Genomic DNA, 18154 nt, shown 5'->3' on the forward strand with positions numbered 1-18154 from the left:
CCCTTTCTCAGCGAGCAGTGCTGGTGTACGGCAGCAGCGCCATCTCGCGGCTGTTCTTGACAGCCACGGCGACGTCACGCTGGTGCTGCGTGCAGTTACCGGTCACGCGACGAGCGCGGATCTTCCCGCGGTCGGAGATGAACTTCCGCAGCAGGTTGGTGTCCTTGTAGTCCACATAGGAGATCTTCTCCTTGCAGAACACGCAGACCTTCTTCTTAGGCTTGCGCGCAGGCGCCTTCGCCATTGTGCTCTCCAGATCGTTTCAGAAGTCTTCAGCTCGGAATGCGAACCGATCCCTGGGCCTTGCGGCCTAGAAGGGGGGTTCGTCCGAGTAGCCGCCCGGCGGGGGACCCCAGCCCCCCGCGCCGCCGCCGCCCTGCTGCTGGCCGCCCCCTGCGGGAGTGGCCCACGGGTCGTCGGCGGGTGCGCCACCGCCCTGCTGGGGACGGCCGCCGTAGCCACCGCCGCCCTGCTGTCCGCCGCCCTGCTGGCCGCCGTAACCGCCACCGCCCTGCTGCTGACCGCCGCCGTAGCCACCCTGACCGCCGCCTCCGCGGCTGGTCTTGGTGATCTTGGCGGTGGCCCACTTCAGGGTCGGGCCGATCTCGTCGACCTCGAGCTCCACGACGGTGCGCTTCTCGCCCTCTTTGGTCTCGTAGGACCGCTGCTTCAGCCGGCCCTGGACGATGACGCCCGTGCCGCGCTGGAGGGATTCCGCGACGTTCTCCGCGAGTTGCTTCCAGGCCGAACAGCGGAGGAACAGCGCTTCGCCGTCCTTCCACTCGTTCGTCTGACGGTCGAACGTGCGCGGCGTGGACGCCACGGTGAAGTTCGCGACAGCGGCACCGCTGGGCGTGAAGCGCAGTTCCGGGTCGGCAGTCAGGTTTCCGACAACAGTGATGATGGTCTCGCCTGCCATGCTGACCCCTTCGCTGATTTCAGCGCAGTGCTGCGTTTCGACGTGCGGTGCGGTTGGTGGTGCGCGCGAGCTCGGACTAGCGCTGGTCGGGGCGCAGGACCTTGGTCCGCAGCACCGACTCGTTGAGGTTCATCTGACGGTCGAGTTCCTTGACGGTCGCGGGCTCCGCGGCCAGGTCCACGACGGCGTAGATGCCCTCGGACTTCTTCTTGATCTCGTACGAGAGCCGGCGACGGCCCCACGTGTCGATCTTCTCGACCTTGCCACCGTCGTTGCGGATGACATTGAGGAACTGCTCGAGCAGCGGCGTGACCGCGCGCTCTTCGAGGTCCGCGTCGAGGATGACCATGAGTTCGTAGCTACGCATGTGAACACCCACCTCCTGTGGACTGATCGGCCACGGAATCTCCGTGGCAGGAGGGCTTGCGTAATGCCGCCGCGCCAAGGCGGCCCCCGAAAACGCGCGGGGGTGCCGAGAGTGCAGCGGACGGTACAGCGTACCCGGACCCGCACACACTCTTGAAATCGAGCTTGACGCGGTCGCCTCGGGGGATGGATATACCGACAAAACGTCCACTCCGCAGTCACTCACCGGAGGCGCGCGATGGCACAAACGATCCGCCGCACGGGATCCGCGGCAACCGCGGGAGCGCATCGGCCCCACCTGACCCTCAACTCCGACGGCCGGGCACATCCGCGCGAGAACGCGCTGGTGGCCGCGGTGGTGCTGTTCGCGCTGGTGGGCGGCATCTGTGCGTTCTTCAAGGACATGCACATCCTGGGCGCGTGGACCGCGCTCGCGGGTGTGGTGACCGGGCTGATCAGCCAGATGTTCTCGGCGACCACCGAGGAGCGGGTGGTCACGGTGCTCGCGCTCGGCGTGTCCGCCGTGGCCCTGTTCATGAACATGTTCCACGGTGGCCTCTACTGACCCCGACCCGCGCACCGCGCGACGGCCCGCCGGACGATTCTCCGGCGGGCCGCTCGCTGCTCTCGACGGCGGCCGGGCGTCCGTTTTGCCGATGAAGGTCCGGCTCGTCCTCGTACCGTCCCGACTGCGACGCCCGGCACGATCCATAGCGCCCAAAGGCGCAGTAACCTCTGTCACGGCCGAACCGATTTCGAGGAGCTCTTACATGTCTTTGCGCCTGAGGACGCTCACCGCCGAGGAGCATCTCGCCTTTATCAAGGGCAGGCCCTCCGTGAGCTTTCTTCAGTGCCCCTCCTGGGGCGCGGTGAAGAGTGAGTGGCGATCCGAGAGCATCGGTTGGATCGACGAGTCGGGCGCCGTCGTGGGCGCGGCACTCGTGCTGTACCGGCAACTGCCGAAGATAAAGCGCTATCTCGCGTACATGCCGGAGGGCCCGGTCATCGACTGGTTCGACGGCGACCTGCGCAAGTGGCTCGACCCGATGCTCGCGCACCTCAAGAGCCGCGGCTCGTTCTCGGTCAAGATGGGCCCGCCGGTGGTGATCGCCCGCTGGGAGGCGGACACGATCAAGAAGGCGATCGCGGCCAAGTCGGCGAACCGGCTGCGGGATCTGACCCCGGACTGGACCGACGACCGCGGCGCCGAGTTGGAGCGCCAACTGCGCGGCCTGGGTTGGCAGCAGGACGCGTCGGGCGGGGCCGGTTTCGGCGACGTGCAGCCGCGCTACGTGTTCCAGGTACCGCTGGTCCGGCGCAGCCTGGAGGACGTGCACGCGGGCTTCAACCAACTGTGGCGACGCAACATCAAGAAGGCCACGAAGGCCGGCGTGGACGTGGTCCAGGGCGGCTACGACGACCTGCCGGTCTTCCACGAGGTCTACAAGGTCACCGCGGTCCGCGACCACTTCACCCCGCGGCCGTTGGCCTATTTCCAGGGCATGTGGAAGGCGCTCAACGCCGAGGACCCCGAGCGCATGCGGCTGTATCTGGCCAAGCACGAGGGCGAGGTGCTCGCCTCCACCACGATGGTCACCGTGGGCGACCACGTCTGGTACTCGTACGGCGCGTCGGCCAACCACAAGCGTGAGGTGCGCCCCTCGAACGCGATCCAGTGGCGGATGTTGCGGGACGCGTACGCCCTCGGCGCCTCCGCCTACGACCTGCGCGGCATCAGCGACACCCTGGACGAGAACGACCACCTCTTCGGACTCATCCAGTTCAAGCTCGGCACCGGCGGCCAGGCCGTCGAGTATCTCGGCGAGTGGGACTTCCCGCTCAACAAGATGCTGCACAAGGCGCTGGACATGTACATGTCACGCCGCTGACGCACTACCGGCGGCACCTGTGTCGTCGGCTCGATACGTGATCGTCGCGACGCGGCCGGCGTCGTGTGTTCCCCGCCTCCGCCCTGCGTTCTCCAAGGGCAAGCCCCGTACACGGAAGGCCCCGAAGCGCCCATGTCGCTCACGCTCTACGTCGATGCCGCCCGCTGGCGCAAGCACCAGGACGAGGTACGCGACACGTTCCCCGGTCTCGTACCGGTGATGAAGGGCAACGGGTACGGGTTCACCAATCCCAGGCTGGCCGAGGAGGCCGCCCGGATGTGCGTGGACACCGTGGCCGTGGGGACCACCTACGAGGCCGCGGTGGTCAAGGACCACTTCGACGGCAAGGTCCTGGTGCTCACGCCGTACCTGCGCGGCGAGGAGGCGGTCCCGCTGCCGGATCGCACCATCCGCACGGTCTCCTCGGTGCAGGCCGCCCGGGATCTGGTGGGCTGCCGGGTGGTGGTCGCGTGCATGACCACGATGAAGCGGGACGGGGTCACCGAGGAGGAGCTGGTCAAGCTCCGCACCGGGATGGACGACGTGCGCCTGGAGGGCTTCTCGCTGCACCTGCCGCTGGACCACCCGGACGGCTACGACCCGGTGGCCGAGGTGGTGGGCTGGGTCGAGCGGCTGCGCGCGGCCCGGCTGCCGGTGCGCACGATGTACGTCAGCCACCTGACCGCGGCCGAGCTCGCGGTGCTGCGCGAGCGGCACCCGGACACCGAGTTCCGGCCGCGGATCGGCACCGACCTGTGGCTGGGCGACCACGACGCGCTGGCCAGCCGGGGCACCGTGTTGGACGTGGTGCGGATCGCGCGCGGCGAACGCTTCGGCTACCGCCAGCGCAAGGCGCCCAGCGACGGGCACCTGGTCGTGGTCAGCGGCGGCACCGCCCAGGGGGTGGGCCTGGAGGCGCCCAAGACCGTGCGCGGAGTGATGCCCAGGGCCAAGGGCGTCGCCCGGGCCGGCCTGGCGACCGTCAACCGCGCGTTGTCCCCGTTCACCTGGGCGGGCAAGCAGCGCTGGTTCGCCGAGCCGCCGCACATGCAGGTCAGCCTGCTGTTCCTGGCCAACGACGTGGCCCCGCCCAAGCCGGGCGACGAGTTGGAGGCCGCGCTGCGGCACACCACGACGCACTTCGACCGGATCGCCCTGCGCTGACCCGACCACGCGAAGGGCCTCGGCCGGGACGATTCGCGCGTCCCGGCCGAGGCCCTTCGTTCGTGCCGCCCGGCGTCGGGCCCGCGTCCCGCTCAGCCGCCCGCGCGGGCCAGGACCGAGGTCGGCACGAAGACGTCCGGGGCCCGGTCGAGCACCCCGCCCGAGGGGTCGTCGCTGCCGTCCGCGCGCACCGGGTCCCGATCCGGACGCAGGATGTCGCGCACCACGACCAGGCACAGGTAGGCGGTGCCGAGCAGGTGCAGCAGGATCACCACGTGGTAGGCGTTCTGCGACAGGCCCTTGCCGGAGAACGAGGCGATGTACATCCACACGCCGATGAAGTACGTGACCTCGCACGCCTGCCAGATCAGGAAGTCCCGCCAGCGCGGCCGGGCCAACACCGCCAGCGGGATCAGCCACAACACGTACTGCGGTGAGTAGACCTTGTTGGTCAGGATGAAGGCCGCCACGATCAGGAACACCAATTGGGCGAACCTGGGCCGACGCGGGGCGCACATGGTCAACGCGGCGATCGCCAGGCAGCACAACACCAGGCTCAGCGTGACGTAGGTGTTCAGATGCTCCAGTGGTCGCCCGTCGCGCTGCTGGATGATCAACCACACCGAGCCGTAGTCGGCGGGGCGGTCCTGGCTGAACGTATAGAAGAGTTTCCAGCCCTCGCGGATGTGCAATCCGCCCTCGAAGTCCAGCATCACCGGCAGGTTCACCACCAGCCAGGAAACCGCCGCCGCCGCGGCGGTCCGGGCGAACGCGAGCATCCGGCCCGAGCGCAGACACAACAGGAACAGCGGCGCCAGCAACAACACCGGATACAGCTTCGCCGCGGTCGCCAGACCGATCAGCACACCGGCGACCACCACGTTGCGCCGCGCCCACGACCACATCGCCACCGCCGTCAGCGCGACCGCGACCAGGTCCCAGTTGATCAGCCCGTTCAGCGCCAACGCGGGCGCACAGGCCACCATCGCGGCGTCCCAGGGCCGACGCCCGGAGGTGCCCTTGACCGCGATCACGGTCACCACCGCACAGGCCATCATGATCAACGCGTTGATCATCACGAACCAGAGCTGCTCGTCCTTGAGGTCGCCCCCGGTGAGGTCGCCCGCCGCCCGCGCCAGGGTCCCGGCGAAGGCCATCACCCCACCGGTGATGACCGGATACTCCAGGAACCTCATGTCCTTGTCGCCGGTCTCCTGGAAGTACGGGATCTTCCCGTCCGCGAGACCACGATTGACGTACAGGTGCGGCATGTCGCTGTAGCAGGCGTGCGAGTACTGCGTGGTGCCGGAGAACCAACCGCCGTCGTAGCAGGGCTTCTTCTGCATGATCCCGAGCGCGAAGCAGACCACCGCGAGCAGCACGAGCACCCGGACCGGGGTCCACCACCGATTCGGCACGAACCGGATCCGGCGTCCGGCGGGTCCGCCGACGAGCTCGCTGCCCGCCCGGACCACGGGGTCGTCCCGGGTGGGCAGGACGGGTTCGGTCGATGTCGGCGTCATGGCGCTCATCCTCTCGCGTTCCCCGAGGAGGCTGCCCTCGCCGGCCGGATACGACAACGCGTGCCCCACCGCCGAGGCGATGGGGCACGCGTAAGGCTAGGCCCTGTCCGGTGTGGCCACCGGTCAGCCGCCTCGTCCGCCGATGATGAAGCCGCTGTTGCCACCACCGCGGGTGGTGCCCTGCGGTCCGCCGGGCGGATCCGTGTTCGACGGCTTCGTCGTGGACGGCTTGGTGGTGTGTGCACCACCGGGGTCACCCGTACCGCCCTGCGGGCCACCACCGGCCGCGCTGGTCGTCGGCGCCGCCGGAGTGGTCTGCGGCGCGCTGGACGTCGGCGGCGGCGGTGGCGTCGTACGCGTCGGCGGCGGCGTGTTCGACGGCGGGAGCGTCACCTTGTTCTTGCCCTCGAACTGCTCGCCGGGCTCGGGGAAGTCCACCGAGGGCAGACCCTGGACCGCGTTCTTCATGTACGCGGTCCACACCAGCGTCGGGATGTCACCACCGTGCACGGAGTCACGACCGCCCAGGCCCTTGAGCGACAGCCGGGCGTGCGTGTTCGGGTCCTCCCGGAACAGCGCCACCGACGTGGCCAGGTTGGGCGTGTAGCCCACGAACCACGCGGAGTTGTTGCCGTCGGTGGTACCGGTCTTGCCGGCCACCGGCCGGTTCAACGCCTTCGCGGCCCGACCGGTGCCGTCGCCGAGCGGCGGGTTGTCCACGACCCGCATCATCACCTTGTTGACGGTGTCGGCGACGTTCTTGTCGAAGAGCTGCTTGGGCTCGTGCTTGGGCAGGTCCCGCTTGGAGCCGTTGTAGGTGACTTCCTTGACGAAGTACGGATCCGCGTGCATGCCCCGCGCCGCGAAGGTGGCGTACGCCTCCGCCATGTCCAGCGCACTCGGCGGTGCCACACCCAGGGCCATCGTCGGCGTCGGCTCGAACGAGGTGAGGTTCGGCGGCAGACCGGCGTCGATCGCGGCCTTCTTGACGTTCTCCGGGCCCACGTCGGCGGCGAGTTGCAGGAAGACGGTGTTCACCGACTTCTCCATGGCTCTGGTGATCGGGATCGGACCGTAGTCCACATCCCCCTCGTTCGGCGCCAGGTACTCCTTGTTGGTCTTGTCGTCCTTGAAGACCTGACCGTTGCGCAGCTTGATCGGAATCTTGCTGTCGCCGTTGTACAAACTCTCCGGCCCGATCGGCTTGCCGTCCGCGCCGCCGTTGCGCAGGGCCGCCGCGAGCACGAACAGCTTGAACGTCGAACCGGCCTGGATGTCCCGTCTGACCGCGTCGTTGTACTCCTGCTGGATGAAGTCCGGGCCGCCGTACAGCGCGACCACCGCCCCGTCGCCGGGAACCACCGAGGCCAGGCCGGTGCGGATGTAGCGGTCCGCCTCGTTCTTGTCCGGCTTGAGTTCGGACGTCAACTGGTCCTTGACCGCCGCCACCGCGGCGTCCTGCCGGGGCTTGTCGAACGTGGTGACGATCTTGTAGCCACCGCGGGCGAGGTCCGCGTCCGGGATCACGTTGTTGGCCTTGAGGTACTGGTCGGTCACCTTCATCAGGTATCCGGCCTGGCCGGCCTTGTTCGCGGCGGGCTTCGGCTTGATCGGCATCGGGAACTGCAGCGCGTCCCGTTCCGCCTTGGGCAGCCAGCCCTCCTTGACCATGCCGTTGAGCGCGTAGTTCCAGCGCCCCTTGACGTTCTCGAGCTGGCCGGGGAACTCGATCACGTCGTAGATGCCCGGCGCGTTGAGCAGGGTCGCCAGATAGGCGCCCTCGGCCACGTTCAGGTCGCCGACGTTCTTGCCGTAGTACGCCTGCGCGGCGGCCTGGATGCCGTAGGCGTTACGACCGTAGAACGCGGTGTTGAGGTAGCCGACCAGGATGTCGTCCTTGCGCATCTGCCGGTCGACCTTGAGCGCGATGAAGATCTCGCTGAACTTGCGCTTGAAGGTGCGTTCCTGGGTCAGGTAGGTGTTCTTGACGTACTGCTGGGTGATGGTCGAACCACCCTGCGTGTCGCCACCCTTGACCATGGTGACCCCGGCCCGCAGCAAGCCCTTCGGCGAGACGCCCGAGTCGCTGTAGAACGACCGGTTCTCCGCCGCGATCACGGCGCGTTGTACGTGCTTGGGGATCTGGTCGACCGTCACGTTCTGGCGGTTGACCTGCCCGGTCCGACCGATCTCGGTCTTCCCGTCGGCGTAGTAATAGATGTTCGACTGGTAGGTCGTGTTCGCGTTCGGGTCCGGCACCTTGACCATCGCGTACGCCAGGGCCGCCACGCCCATGATCGACGCGAGGAAGAACAGGATCATCGCCAGGATCTGCTTGAAGGACGGCAACCAGCGACGCACGCCGGTCTTGCCGAACCTCGGATAGTCGATGAACCGCTTCTTCCGGGGCGGGCCGGCCTCCGCGCGCGAACGGCTGCCGGACGCGGCGCCGTTGGCGGCCCGCCGACCACCCGAACGGGCGGCGGCTCGGGCCTCCATCCGCGACAGTGGACGCTCTTCGTCGCCTCCTCCGGGCGCGGCGGGCGTCGACGAGCCACCGGGTGGCGTCCCGCCCCCGGCACCACCCGTGCCCCCCGAATACGAGTCACCGCGCCCCTCGGGACGCGGTTGCTGTGATCTACGGCGATGTTCACTCATGCGTTCGCTACTCCTCGGCCGTACGACGCGGAGGTCGGACGCACGGGTCGTGGCTCTCCGCTCCCCAGGACGCACACGCGCGAGGGGCGGTTCCGCAGAAAGCGGGGCTTGAGGTACCACACGGCGGAACAGACTACGCGGAACCGCTTTCGCGACCTCACTGTGACCTGCCTGTGACCCGAGTCACCGGCGGCCGCCTTGCCACCACACGGCAAGGAGACCTATCGTCTCGATGTATCGGTTCGATACATCGGGCCGGTACATCGAGCCGGGGGCACAGGAGCCCCGGCCGGACGAAGGTCGGCTGCGACCGTATCCCACGGTTGCAACGGATCCACGTCCGGTCCGGTCGCAGTGGATGGAGGAAAGCGATGAGCAGGCGCGGTGGCGTCCTCGAATTCGCGATCCTCGGCCTGCTGCACGACTCCCCCATGCACGGTTACGAGCTGCGCAAGCGGCTCAACACCGTGCTCGGCTCGTTCCGTGCCATCGCCTACGGCACCCTCTACCCGTGTCTGAAGTCCCTGCTCGAACGGGGCTGGCTCGCGGAAGAGGTTCCGGAGGTGACGGCACTCGCCGGCAGCAAACGATCCCGGATCGTCTACCAGCTCACGGCACAGGGCAAGGAGCACTTCCAAGAACTGCTGTCCGAGTCCGGGCCCTCGGCCTGGGAGGACGAGAACTTCGGCGTGCACTTCGCCTTCTTCGGTCGAACCGACCACGAGGTGCGCATGCGTATCCTCGAGGGTCGGCGCAGCCGGCTCGAGGAACGCCTCGACCGGGTGCGCGGGTCGCTGACCCGGACACGGGAGAAGCTCGACGGCTACACCCTCGAGTTGCAGCGACACGGCTTGGAGTCGGTCGAGCGCGAAGTGCGCTGGCTGAACGAGCTCATCACCGCCGAGCGGCATGCCGGAGCCACTCCGGACGCCACCGGCCCCGAGGCACCGGTCGACGCGTCGCAGGACGCCGACCGACCTCGGACCCCCACCCAGGACGTGGCCTCGGACCCGTCCGCATCCAACAACTGAGGTCGCCGGTTCATGGCGACTTCGTCGAGATCACAGGGAGCAACCGGAATGGGTTCGGTTCGCGTAGCCATCGTCGGCGTGGGCAACTGCGCCGCTTCGCTGGTGCAGGGCGTCGAGTACTACAAGGACGCCGACCCGAACAGCCGCGTCCCCGGCCTGATGCACGTGCAGTTCGGCGAGTATCACGTGCGTGACGTCGAGTTCGTGGCTGCTTTCGATGTGGACGCCAAGAAGGTCGGCTTCGACCTCACGGACGCCATCGGTGCCAGCGAGAACAACACGATCAAGATCTGCGACGTGCCGCCGTCGGGCGTCACCGTGCAGCGTGGTCACACCCTGGACGGTCTCGGCAAGTACTACCGCGAGACCATCGAGGAGTCGCCCGAGGCTCCCGTCGACGTGGTCAAGGTCCTCAAGGACCAGGCCGTCGACGTGCTCGTCTGCTACCTCCCGGTCGGCTCCGAGGACGCGGCGAAGTTCTACGCCCAGTGCGCCATCGACGCCAAGGTCGCGTTCGTCAACGCTCTCCCGGTCTTCATCGCCGGGACCAAGGAGTGGGCGGACAAGTTCACCGAGGCCGGCGTGCCGATCGTCGGCGACGACATCAAGTCGCAGGTGGGCGCCACGATCACGCACCGCGTGATGGCGAAGCTCTTCGAGGACCGCGGTGTCCTGCTGGAGCGCACCATGCAGCTCAACGTCGGCGGCAACATGGACTTCAAGAACATGTTGGAGCGGGACCGTCTGGAGTCGAAGAAGATCTCCAAGACGCAGTCCGTCACCTCGCAGGTCGACCGTGACCTCGGCGCCGACAACGTGCACATCGGCCCGTCGGACTACGTCGCGTGGCTCGACGACCGCAAGTGGGCGTACGTGCGCCTGGAGGGTCGTGCCTTCGGTGACGTCCCGCTGAACCTGGAGTACAAGCTCGAGGTCTGGGACTCGCCGAACTCGGCCGGTGTCATCATCGACGCCGTGCGCGCCGCGAAGATCGCCAAGGACCGCGGCGTCGGTGGCCCGATCCTGTCGGCGTCCTCGTACTTCATGAAGTCGCCGCCGGTGCAGTACTTCGACGACGAGGCCCGCAACGCCGTCGAGGCCTTCATCAAGGGCGACATCGAGCGCTGACCCGCTCCGCTCGACGCGCGCCGCACCGGCGCACCCGAGTGATCGAAGGCCCGGCTCCCCTCCAGGAGCCGGGCCTTCGGCGTACCCGCCCCGGGGGCGAGTGCGGTATCCGGGCCTCGGCGGCGGGCCGGCTACGGTGGGCGCTGTGGCCCTCATCCGTGATCTGCGCTCATTGCTGAAGTTGCGCGACTTCCGTCGGCTCTTCGCCACCCGGCTGACCTCGCAGCTCTCCGACGGGGCCTTCCAGGTCGCGATCGCGGGTCAGGCGTTCTTCTCGCCGGAGAAGCAGACCTCGGCGGCGGACATCGCCACCGCGTTCGCGGTGTTGTTGCTGCCCTATTCGCTGGTCGGACCGTTCACCGGGGTGTTGCTCGACCGGTGGCGGCGACGGCAGGTGTTGGTCTCGTGCAACCTGCTGCGGGCGGTGCTGGTCGCGGCGACCGCGGGTCTGGTGCTGCTCGGGGTGCCGGACGCGGTCTTCTACACGGCGGCGCTCGTGGTGCTCTCGGTGAACCGGTTCGTGCTCGCCGGGTTGTCCGCGTCGCTGCCGCGCGTGGTGCCGGCCGAGCGGCTGGTGACCGCGAACTCGGTGTCGCCCACGGCCGGGACCGTCGCGGCGGCAATCGGCGGTGGCGCGGCGGTGCTCGTGCACGCGTTCCTGGCCGAGGGTTCGGGCGCGACCGCGCTGGTGATCCTGGTGTCCGGGCTGTTGTACCTGGGCTCGGCGGCGGTCGCGGCGACGATGCCGGCCGATCTGCTCGGGCCGGATCCGGACCGGGTGTTGCCCGGGGTGGGCGACGCGCTGCGTTCGGTGGCTCGCGGGCTGCGCGAGGGGGCGACGCACGTGTGGCGACGTCGGGCCCCCGCGCACGCGTTGGCGGCGATCACCGCGATGCGGTTCTGCTACGGCGTGCTCACCGTGATGACCGTGTTGCTCTGCCGCAATACGTTCAACGATCCCAGCGACACCGACGGGGGACTGGCCACCTTCGGGATCACGGTCAGCGTGTCCGCGCTCGGCTTCTTCGTCGCGGCCGTGGCCACGCCTTCGATCACCACCCGGATCGGCGTCGCGGCCTGGATCGGCACGTGCGCGTTCGTGGGGGCGGTGTGTCAGGCCGCGCTGGGTCTGCCGTTCGCGTTCGCGCCGCTGGTGGTGGGCGCGTTCCTGCTCGGGTTGACCTCGCAGGGCGCCAAGATCGGCGTGGACACGATCGTGCAGACCACCGTCGACGACGCGTACCGGGGTCGGGTGTTCTCCGTCTACGACGTGCTGTTCAACGTCGCGTTCGTGGGTGCCGCCGCCGTCGCGGCGCTCGGGCTGCCCGACGACGGCCGCTCGCCCGCGGTGTTGCTCGGGGTGGCCGGGGTCTATGTGGCGACCGGCGTCCTGTACACACTGGCAGCGCGCCGCCACCCTCCGGTGATCGACACGGCCCTTCCGGTGGACGACCGCCGGCCCTGATATCCCTTTTGTTGCCGATCACGGCTTATTTTCCTCGGCTACATGTCCAGGAAATTACCTGCGGGTAGTGCAATGGCGAGGACGAAGTTCTAACCTGCACATCCAGCGATTTTCGGCACCTCTGGAGATACTCCATGTCCAATAACGCCGGTTCGGGTGAAAACGATCCTCTGCCGTACATACCGGCATGGACCGAGAACACCCCGCCGCACGGGCACCCGCTTCCGTCGCGGGAGGCGTCGATGCCGCACGTGCCCGCGGTGCGCCGGGCGCAGGCCGACGGGCGTGCGGCGCGCCGGGCCGCGGCCCCGCCGAGCGGGCGGGCCCGGCGTGGGCGCGGGGTGCTGATCGCGGTGGTGGCCGTGCTGCTGGTCGGCGGCACGGCGGCGGGGGGCTGGTGGTACGTGAACAAGGAGGACGGCGGACCGCGGATCCACGAGGGCGACTGTCTGCGGGACAAGGCGACCATCGACCAGGACCCGGTGAAGTGCGAGGACCCGGCGGCGCGGTTCATCGTGGTCGAACGGGTTCAGGGGACCACGTTCGTCGGGGTGTGCGATTCGGTGCCGGGCGATCCCATCGCGTTGGCCTCGGATCCCACCGTGGAAAGCTTCGTATTGTGTCTCGCCGCGCGAAAATAGCCCTTCGCGCGCCGGACAGCGGCTTTATGTCCGTTATTCCGCTCACATTCGACCGGTGCAAGGGGAATCCCCGCAGCGGGTGTCCGGCCGGACCCCTAGTGTTCCGGACTGTCTCACCAGTCCCCTGCAACGGAGATCGTCCCCATGTCCAATCCCTTCCCGCCCGGGCCCAACGGTCCTCAGCAGCCGAACCAGGGCTGGAACCAGCAGCCGGGCCAGCCCCAGCAGCCCCAGCAGGGTTGGGGTCAGCAGCCGGGCCAGCCGCAGGGCGGTTTCCCGCCGGGCGGCTTCCCGCAGGGCGGTCAGCCGGGCTTCTACGGCGGCCCGCCGCCGCCCCCGCCGCGCAAGAGCAAGATCAAGCGGATCGTCATCCCGATCGTGGTCCTGGGGGGCCTGGTCATTGCCGGCACCGTGGCCAAGAACGCGCTCAGCAAGGACGATGTCACCGGCGCCAAGCCGGGCAGTTGCTTCGGCACGATGAAGGGCGGCCCAATCAGCTCCAAGGAGTCGCCCAAGATCGTCGACTGCACTTCGCCCAGCGCCAAGTGGAAGACGCTGCACAAGTTCGGCAATTCCTCGGCGAGCGACAAGTGCGAGGCGATCAACGGCTACGTGGCGAGCTACGAGTGGACCGGCAAGGGCAAGGGCACGCTCTGCCTCGGCTTCACCACGAACACCACCCTGGCGGACGCCAAGGCGTTCGACCCGACCTCCACCATCATGCTCAAGCAGTCCGACTTCGACGCCCTGAAGAAGGAAAAGGGCGTCGACGTCGCCCCGACGCCGTAGGCCGTGACGACGAAGGGCCGGTCGATGGCGATCAACCCCCATCGACCGGCCCTTCCCGTTGCCGTCAGGCTCCGTTCGCCGCCCACCACTCGCGCAGCGCCGCGACCGCCCGGTCGTGGTCCATCGGGCCGTGTTCGAGCCGCATCTCCAGCATGTGCCGGTACGCCTTGCCCACCAGCGGGCCCGGCGGCACCTCCAGCAGTTTCATGATCTCGTTGCCGTCCAGGTCCGGCCGGATCGAATCCAGCTCCTCCTGCTCGGCGAGCTGCGCGATCCGCTCCTCCAGCGAGTCGTAGGCGCGCGCGAGCGTGACGGCCTTGCGCTTGTTGCGCGTCGTGCAGTCCGACCGGGTCAGCTTGTGCAGCCGATCCAACAACGGCCCCGCGTCCCGTACGTACCGGCGCACCGCCGAGTCGGTCCACTCCCCCGTGCCATAGCCGTGGAAGCGCAGGTGCAACTCGACCAGGCGCGTGATGTCGTCGGTGACGTCCTTCGGGTACTTCAGCGCCTTCAGCCGCTTGCGCGTCATGTGCGCGCCGACCATCTCGTGATGGTGGAACGAGACCCGCCCGTCCGGCTCGAAGCGGCGCGTGCGCGGCTTCCCGATGTCGTGCAGCAGCGCGGCCAGGCGCAGGATCAGGTCCGGCTCGCCCGGCGTCTCCAGCGCCATCGCCTGTTCCAGCACGGTGAGCGTGTGCTCGTAGACGTCCTTGTGCCGGTGGTGCTCGTCCACCTCCAGGCGCAGCGTCGGCAACTCGGGCAGCACCCGTGCGGCCAGCCCGGTGGAGACCAGCAACTCCAGACCCTTGCGCGGGTGGTCGGAGCAGATCAGCTTGTTCAGCTCGTCCCGGACCCGCTCGGCGGAGACGATGTCGATGCGTTCGGCCATGTCCGTCATCGCCGCGACCACCTCGGGCGCGACCTCGAAGTCGAGCTGCGCGGCGAAGCGCGCGGCGCGCATCATCCGCAGCGGGTCGTCCCCGAAGGAGTCCTCGGGCCTGCCCGGTGTGCGCAGCACCCGCGCGGCCAGGTCCGTCAGCCCGCCGTGCGGGTCGACGAAGGTGATCCCGGGCAGCGCGACCGCCATCGCGTTGACCGTGAAGTCGCGACGGACCAGGTCGTCGTCGATCGAGTCGCCGTAGGAGACCTCGGGCTTGCGCGAGGTGCGGTCGTACGCCTCGGAGCGGTAGGTGGTGATCTCGATCTGGTAGTCCGGCGAGTCCGCGAGCTTCTTGCGACATCCCACCGTTCCGAACGCGATCCCCACGTCCCACACCGCGTCCGCCCACGGGCGCACGATCGCCAGCACCTGTTCGGGGCGGGCGTCGGTGGTGAAGTCGAGGTCGTTGCCCAGCCGACCGAGCAGCGCGTCCCGCACCGAGCCGCCGACCAGCGCGAGCGTGTGCCCGGCCGCCTCGAAGCGGCGGGCGAGGTCGTCGGCGACGGGGGCGACGCGCAACAGTTCGGTGACGGCGCGGCGCTGTACGGCGCTCAGTTCGCCGCCGGCCGCCGGGTCGTCCGGATGGGGTGTGTTCTTGGCGTTCGGCACGGGAGACAAGGTTACGGGTCGAGGCCGCGGGTCTCGCGCGCATTATGCCGAGGCCGCATCCGCGAACGGGCCGGGCGATGGGGTGATCATGGCGTGATGGCGTGGCGCATGTCGCACTAAGCTTGGCGGATGCCTTCCGAGACCACGCCGCCGCGCCGTCGGCTGCAGGTGGTCGAGGAGACCTCGGCAGGTGGTCTGGTGGTCGATCGACTCACCCTGCGCGCGGCGTTGATCGCGCGTCGGGATCGTCGCGGCCGGCTGTTGTGGTCGCTGCCCAAGGGACACATCGAAAACGGCGAGAGCGTGGTCGACGCCGCGCTGCGCGAGGTCGAGGAGGAGACCGGCATCGTAGGTCGGGTGCTGGCCCCGCTCGGGGTGATCGACTATTGGTTCACCGCGCCGGATCGGCGGGTGCACAAGACCGTCCACCACTACCTCATGGAGGCGGCGGGCGGGGATCTGTCGGACGACGACATCGAGGTCGAAGCGGTGGCTTGGGTTCCGCTCGGCGCGCTCACGGCGCGCCTCGCCTACCCCGACGAGCGGCGCCTGGTGACGCTCGCCCCGGAGTTGTTGGCGGACAGCGCGTGAGCGATCGCCGATCCCGGCCCGGAACCGGGGTTCTCCTGCTGCGCGGCCGGACGCTCGCCGTGCTGATACTGGCCCTGGTGCTCGCCGCCGGGCTGCTCGGGATGCTCCCGCCGACCGCCGCGCGCGCCGCCGAAGGCGACGGGATCCAGGTCCTGCTCACCAAGATGACCCCGGTGGCCAAGGCCGGCGGGACCGTCACCATCGAGGGTCGGGTGCTGAACACCGGCACCAAGCCGATCGACTCGATGGAGGTCGCGGTGCGCGTGCGCACCTCCGAGCCGCTCTTCCGCAGCGGCATCAGCTCGCCCGAGGACGCCCAGTCGACCGGCACCCTGCTGCGCGATCCCAAGCCGGTCGTGCTGCACAACCTGGCCCCGGGCGCGACCCAGCCGTGGACCTTCACCGTCGGCGCCGACACGCTGCGGCTGGGCCCGGCCGGCGCGTATCCGCTCGGGGTCGAGGCCAGGATCGGCGGCCGGACGGCCGGCGCGGCCCGCACCTTCCTGCCGTGGATTCCCAAGAACGGCCTCAAGGACGTCCAGGACCTGCGCATCGCCACGGTCTGGCCGCTGGTCGACCGACCGCACCGGGACGGCACCACGCTCGGCGACGAGAACCAGACACCGGTGTTCCGCGACGACGACCTCGCCGCGCAGTTCGCCCCGGGCGGGCGCCTGTACGACCTGGTGAGCATCGGTACCGGGATGAAGGTGGACTGGGCCGTCGACCCCGAACTGGTGGACTCCGCCGCCGAGATGGCCGGCGGCTATCGGGTCGCGCCGCCCGGCAGCCTGGATCCCGACAAGCCGAAGAAGTCCCGCAACGGCAAGACCCCCAGCGACGAGGACACCACCAAGGCGACGCCGAACGAGCTCACGAACACGCTCGCCGGCGGCGGTGGCCAGGTCGCCGCCGGCTGGCTGGAGCGGCTCAAGGCCGGCTTCGGCACCCAGCCGGTGATCGGCCTGCCGTACGCCGACACCGATCTGGCCGCGGTGGCGCACGCCCTGGAAGCGAACAAGGCCGACCTGCGCCCGCAGCTCAGCGAGGCCCTGGCCGAATCCGCCACCGTCATGCAGCGCACCCTGGGCCGCTCGGTGCGCACCGACGTCGCCTGGCCCGCCGGCGGCGCGCTGGACTCCTCGATCGTCCAGCTCGCGAACGGCACCGGGGCAAGCACCGTGATCGCCTCCGGCGCGTCCCTGCCGCCGACCAGGGAGCTCAAGGTCACCCCGCTGGCCACGGCCGCCCTGCCGGGGAGCGACAAGGGCACCGCGCTGGTCACCGACCCGGACATCGACAAGATCCTGGCCCAGGACACCAAGGCGCCGGGGCAGGGCGTGCTGACCACCCAGCAGTTGTTGGCCGAGCTGCTGACGATCGTGCTCCAGGAGCCCTCGGTCAAGCCCGCCCGCAGCCTGTTGATCGCCCCGCCGCGCACCATGGACGCCTCGCTGGCCGGCGTGCTCAAGGACGTGCTCAACGCCTCGGCCGACTGGACCCGCGGCGCGACCCTGGCCGAGCTCGCCACCGAGCCCGCCCCGCTGCCCGCGCGCAAGCTCGCCGGCTATCCCAAGGCGGTCCGCGAGAGCGAGCCGTCCATGCAGTACCTCACCGAGACCGACAACCTGGTCCGGTCGATGCAGACCTTCGCCTCGATCCTGACCCGTCCCGAGCGGGTGACCGGCCCGTTCAACCCCGCGCTGCTGCGCCTGCTGTCCACCGAGTGGCGCGGCGACCCGCAGGGGATGGACCGCTATCGGCTCGGCGTCACCCGCGGCCTGCGCGAACTGCAATCGCTGGTCTACATCATCCGCAGAACCGGGGTGACGCTGTCCGGCGAGGAGGGCAACATCCCGGTCACCGTGGTGAACAACCTCCAGCAGCCGATCACGGTGACGATCGCGGCGGCCTCGCATCAGCCCAACCGGCTCAAGCTCGGCGATCCGATCACCGTGACCGTGCCCGACGGGCGCCGCCGGGAGGTGCCGATCACGGCGAAGTCGGCCGCGAACGGCAAGGTCATGGTCGACGTGCAACTGCTCACCACGGACGGACGCTCGGTCAAGACGCCCGAATCGTTCTTCGTCAACACCACCACGATCGACGCGCTGACCCGGTGGATCATCGGCGGCCTCGCCTTCCTGCTCGCGGTGTTCTCGCTGCGGGCCTTCCTGCGCAAGCGTCGGGAGGCGGCCCTTGCCGGGGATACGAACGACGAGGATGGTGAGGACGGCCACGACACGCCGTTCGACGCCGGCTCCTCGCCGGACACCGATCCGGACCCGATCCGACCGGCATCCGGGTGGCCGCCGGCCCACTTCGCGGCCCCCTACGCCGGCGGGAACGGACCCCCGGATCCGGCCGACCCGCACGGACACACACCATCGGGATCCACGACCGACCGCCCCGAATGAGAAAGTGGGCACCGGACACTCAAC

The 18154-nt window shown here is 69.1% G+C and carries 16 protein-coding genes; 10 read left to right on the plus strand and 6 right to left on the minus strand.

Annotated elements, in window-relative coordinates; genetic code table 11:
- Window positions 1-7: 7 nt before the first annotated feature.
- The 3 genes from rpsR to rpsF form a co-directional block, all read right to left on the minus strand.
- Window positions 8-244: a 30S ribosomal protein S18 gene (rpsR, locus tag ABZ374_RS27935; RefSeq protein ID WP_020557174.1), complete on the minus strand. Its 237-nt coding sequence runs from the start codon at window positions 242-244 to the stop codon at window positions 8-10.
- A gap of 66 nt (window positions 245-310) precedes the next feature.
- Window positions 311-919, minus strand: a complete 609-nt coding sequence (locus tag ABZ374_RS27940; RefSeq protein WP_020557173.1) for a single-stranded DNA-binding protein — start codon at window positions 917-919, stop codon at window positions 311-313.
- Between the two features lie 76 nt (window positions 920-995).
- The gene (gene rpsF / locus ABZ374_RS27945) at window positions 996-1286 is read right to left on the minus strand and encodes a 30S ribosomal protein S6 (protein ID WP_020557172.1); all 291 of its coding nucleotides are present in this window, start codon (window positions 1284-1286) and stop codon (window positions 996-998) included.
- Between the two features lie 237 nt (window positions 1287-1523).
- On the opposite strand from rpsF, the gene ABZ374_RS27950 reads away from it, so the two are divergent.
- The 3 genes from ABZ374_RS27950 (at window position 1524) to ABZ374_RS27960 (ending at window position 4338) form a co-directional block, all read left to right on the plus strand.
- Window positions 1524-1850 (plus strand): hypothetical protein, encoded by a 327-nt coding sequence (locus ABZ374_RS27950; RefSeq protein ID WP_360315775.1) that lies wholly within the window; start codon window positions 1524-1526, stop codon window positions 1848-1850.
- A gap of 205 nt (window positions 1851-2055) precedes the next feature.
- A complete protein-coding gene (locus ABZ374_RS27955; RefSeq protein ID WP_360315777.1) occupies window positions 2056-3174 on the plus strand; it encodes a peptidoglycan bridge formation glycyltransferase FemA/FemB family protein in 1119 nt (372 codons plus the stop codon).
- A gap of 132 nt (window positions 3175-3306) precedes the next feature.
- The gene (locus tag ABZ374_RS27960; RefSeq protein ID WP_360315779.1) at window positions 3307-4338 is read left to right on the plus strand and encodes an alanine racemase; all 1032 of its coding nucleotides are present in this window, start codon (window positions 3307-3309) and stop codon (window positions 4336-4338) included.
- A gap of 92 nt (window positions 4339-4430) precedes the next feature.
- Here ABZ374_RS27960 and ABZ374_RS27965 read toward each other — a convergent pair whose 3' ends face one another.
- Both ABZ374_RS27965 and ABZ374_RS27970 read right to left on the minus strand, forming a co-directional pair.
- Window positions 4431-5870, minus strand: coding sequence for a glycosyltransferase 87 family protein (locus tag ABZ374_RS27965; RefSeq protein ID WP_360315781.1), 1440 nt, complete (start codon window positions 5868-5870; stop codon window positions 4431-4433).
- Between the two features lie 114 nt (window positions 5871-5984).
- The gene (locus ABZ374_RS27970; protein WP_360315783.1) at window positions 5985-8360 is read right to left on the minus strand and encodes a transglycosylase domain-containing protein; all 2376 of its coding nucleotides are present in this window, start codon (window positions 8358-8360) and stop codon (window positions 5985-5987) included.
- A 530-nt stretch (window positions 8361-8890) separates the two neighbouring features.
- Between ABZ374_RS27970 and ABZ374_RS27975 the strand changes: the two genes are divergently transcribed.
- From ABZ374_RS27975 to ABZ374_RS27995, 5 genes are all read left to right on the plus strand, one after another.
- Entirely contained in the window at window positions 8891-9550 is a 660-nt protein-coding gene (locus ABZ374_RS27975) for a PadR family transcriptional regulator (RefSeq protein ID WP_360315785.1), read from the plus strand.
- 48 nt (window positions 9551-9598) lie between these two features.
- A complete protein-coding gene (locus ABZ374_RS27980) occupies window positions 9599-10678 on the plus strand; it encodes an inositol-3-phosphate synthase (protein ID WP_360315787.1) in 1080 nt (359 codons plus the stop codon).
- Between the two features lie 145 nt (window positions 10679-10823).
- Window positions 10824-12143 carry an MFS transporter gene (locus ABZ374_RS27985; RefSeq protein ID WP_360315789.1) on the plus strand — a complete coding sequence of 440 codons (1320 nt, stop codon included), beginning with the start codon at window positions 10824-10826 and terminating at the stop codon, window positions 12141-12143.
- 242 nt (window positions 12144-12385) lie between these two features.
- The gene (locus tag ABZ374_RS27990) at window positions 12386-12784 is read left to right on the plus strand and encodes a hypothetical protein (protein WP_360315791.1); all 399 of its coding nucleotides are present in this window, start codon (window positions 12386-12388) and stop codon (window positions 12782-12784) included.
- Window positions 12785-12928: 144 nt separating this feature from the next.
- On the plus strand, window positions 12929-13573 hold the full coding sequence (locus tag ABZ374_RS27995) for a hypothetical protein (protein WP_360315793.1): 645 nt from the start codon (window positions 12929-12931) through the stop codon (window positions 13571-13573).
- A gap of 64 nt (window positions 13574-13637) precedes the next feature.
- Here the strand turns inward: ABZ374_RS27995 and ABZ374_RS28000 are convergent, their stop codons facing one another.
- A complete protein-coding gene (locus tag ABZ374_RS28000; protein ID WP_360315795.1) occupies window positions 13638-15122 on the minus strand; it encodes a CCA tRNA nucleotidyltransferase in 1485 nt (494 codons plus the stop codon).
- Between the two features lie 129 nt (window positions 15123-15251).
- On the opposite strand from ABZ374_RS28000, the gene ABZ374_RS28005 reads away from it, so the two are divergent.
- Together ABZ374_RS28005 and ABZ374_RS28010 are read left to right on the plus strand one after the other, a co-directional pair.
- Window positions 15252-15713, plus strand: a complete 462-nt coding sequence (locus ABZ374_RS28005) for an NUDIX hydrolase (RefSeq protein WP_020557160.1) — start codon at window positions 15252-15254, stop codon at window positions 15711-15713.
- Window positions 15710-18130 (plus strand): DUF6049 family protein, encoded by a 2421-nt coding sequence (locus ABZ374_RS28010; protein ID WP_360315798.1) that lies wholly within the window; start codon window positions 15710-15712, stop codon window positions 18128-18130. The genes ABZ374_RS28005 and ABZ374_RS28010 overlap by 4 nt, the downstream gene beginning before the upstream one ends.
- Window positions 18131-18154 lie beyond the last annotated feature (24 nt).

Origin of the sequence: Embleya sp. NPDC005971, assembly GCF_040629175.1 — a bacterium.
GTDB lineage: Bacteria > Actinomycetota > Actinomycetes > Streptomycetales > Streptomycetaceae > Embleya.

What these genes read in the sequence shown, in the direction of transcription:
- ABZ374_RS28005 (WP_020557160.1), top strand. Translation starts at nt 15,252, where the DNA reads ATGCCTTCCGAGACCACGCCGCCGCGCCGTCGGCTGCAGGTGGTCGAG.
- ABZ374_RS27955 (WP_360315777.1), top strand. Translation starts at nt 2,056, where the DNA reads ATGTCTTTGCGCCTGAGGACGCTCACCGCCGAGGAGCATCTCGCCTTT.
- ABZ374_RS27950 (WP_360315775.1), top strand. Translation starts at nt 1,524, where the DNA reads ATGGCACAAACGATCCGCCGCACGGGATCCGCGGCAACCGCGGGAGCG.
- ABZ374_RS27990 (WP_360315791.1), top strand. Translation starts at nt 12,386, where the DNA reads ATGCCGCACGTGCCCGCGGTGCGCCGGGCGCAGGCCGACGGGCGTGCG.
- ABZ374_RS27995 (WP_360315793.1), top strand. Translation starts at nt 12,929, where the DNA reads ATGTCCAATCCCTTCCCGCCCGGGCCCAACGGTCCTCAGCAGCCGAAC.
- ABZ374_RS27975 (WP_360315785.1), top strand. Translation starts at nt 8,891, where the DNA reads ATGAGCAGGCGCGGTGGCGTCCTCGAATTCGCGATCCTCGGCCTGCTG.
- rpsF (WP_020557172.1), bottom strand. Translation starts at nt 1,286, where the DNA reads ATGCGTAGCTACGAACTCATGGTCATCCTCGACGCGGACCTCGAAGAG.
- ABZ374_RS27970 (WP_360315783.1), bottom strand. Translation starts at nt 8,360, where the DNA reads ATGGAGGCCCGAGCCGCCGCCCGTTCGGGTGGTCGGCGGGCCGCCAAC.
- rpsR (WP_020557174.1), bottom strand. Translation starts at nt 244, where the DNA reads ATGGCGAAGGCGCCTGCGCGCAAGCCTAAGAAGAAGGTCTGCGTGTTC.
- ABZ374_RS27960 (WP_360315779.1), top strand. Translation starts at nt 3,307, where the DNA reads ATGTCGCTCACGCTCTACGTCGATGCCGCCCGCTGGCGCAAGCACCAG.
- ABZ374_RS27940 (WP_020557173.1), bottom strand. Translation starts at nt 919, where the DNA reads ATGGCAGGCGAGACCATCATCACTGTTGTCGGAAACCTGACTGCCGAC.
- ABZ374_RS27980 (WP_360315787.1), top strand. Translation starts at nt 9,599, where the DNA reads ATGGGTTCGGTTCGCGTAGCCATCGTCGGCGTGGGCAACTGCGCCGCT.
- ABZ374_RS27965 (WP_360315781.1), bottom strand. Translation starts at nt 5,870, where the DNA reads ATGAGCGCCATGACGCCGACATCGACCGAACCCGTCCTGCCCACCCGG.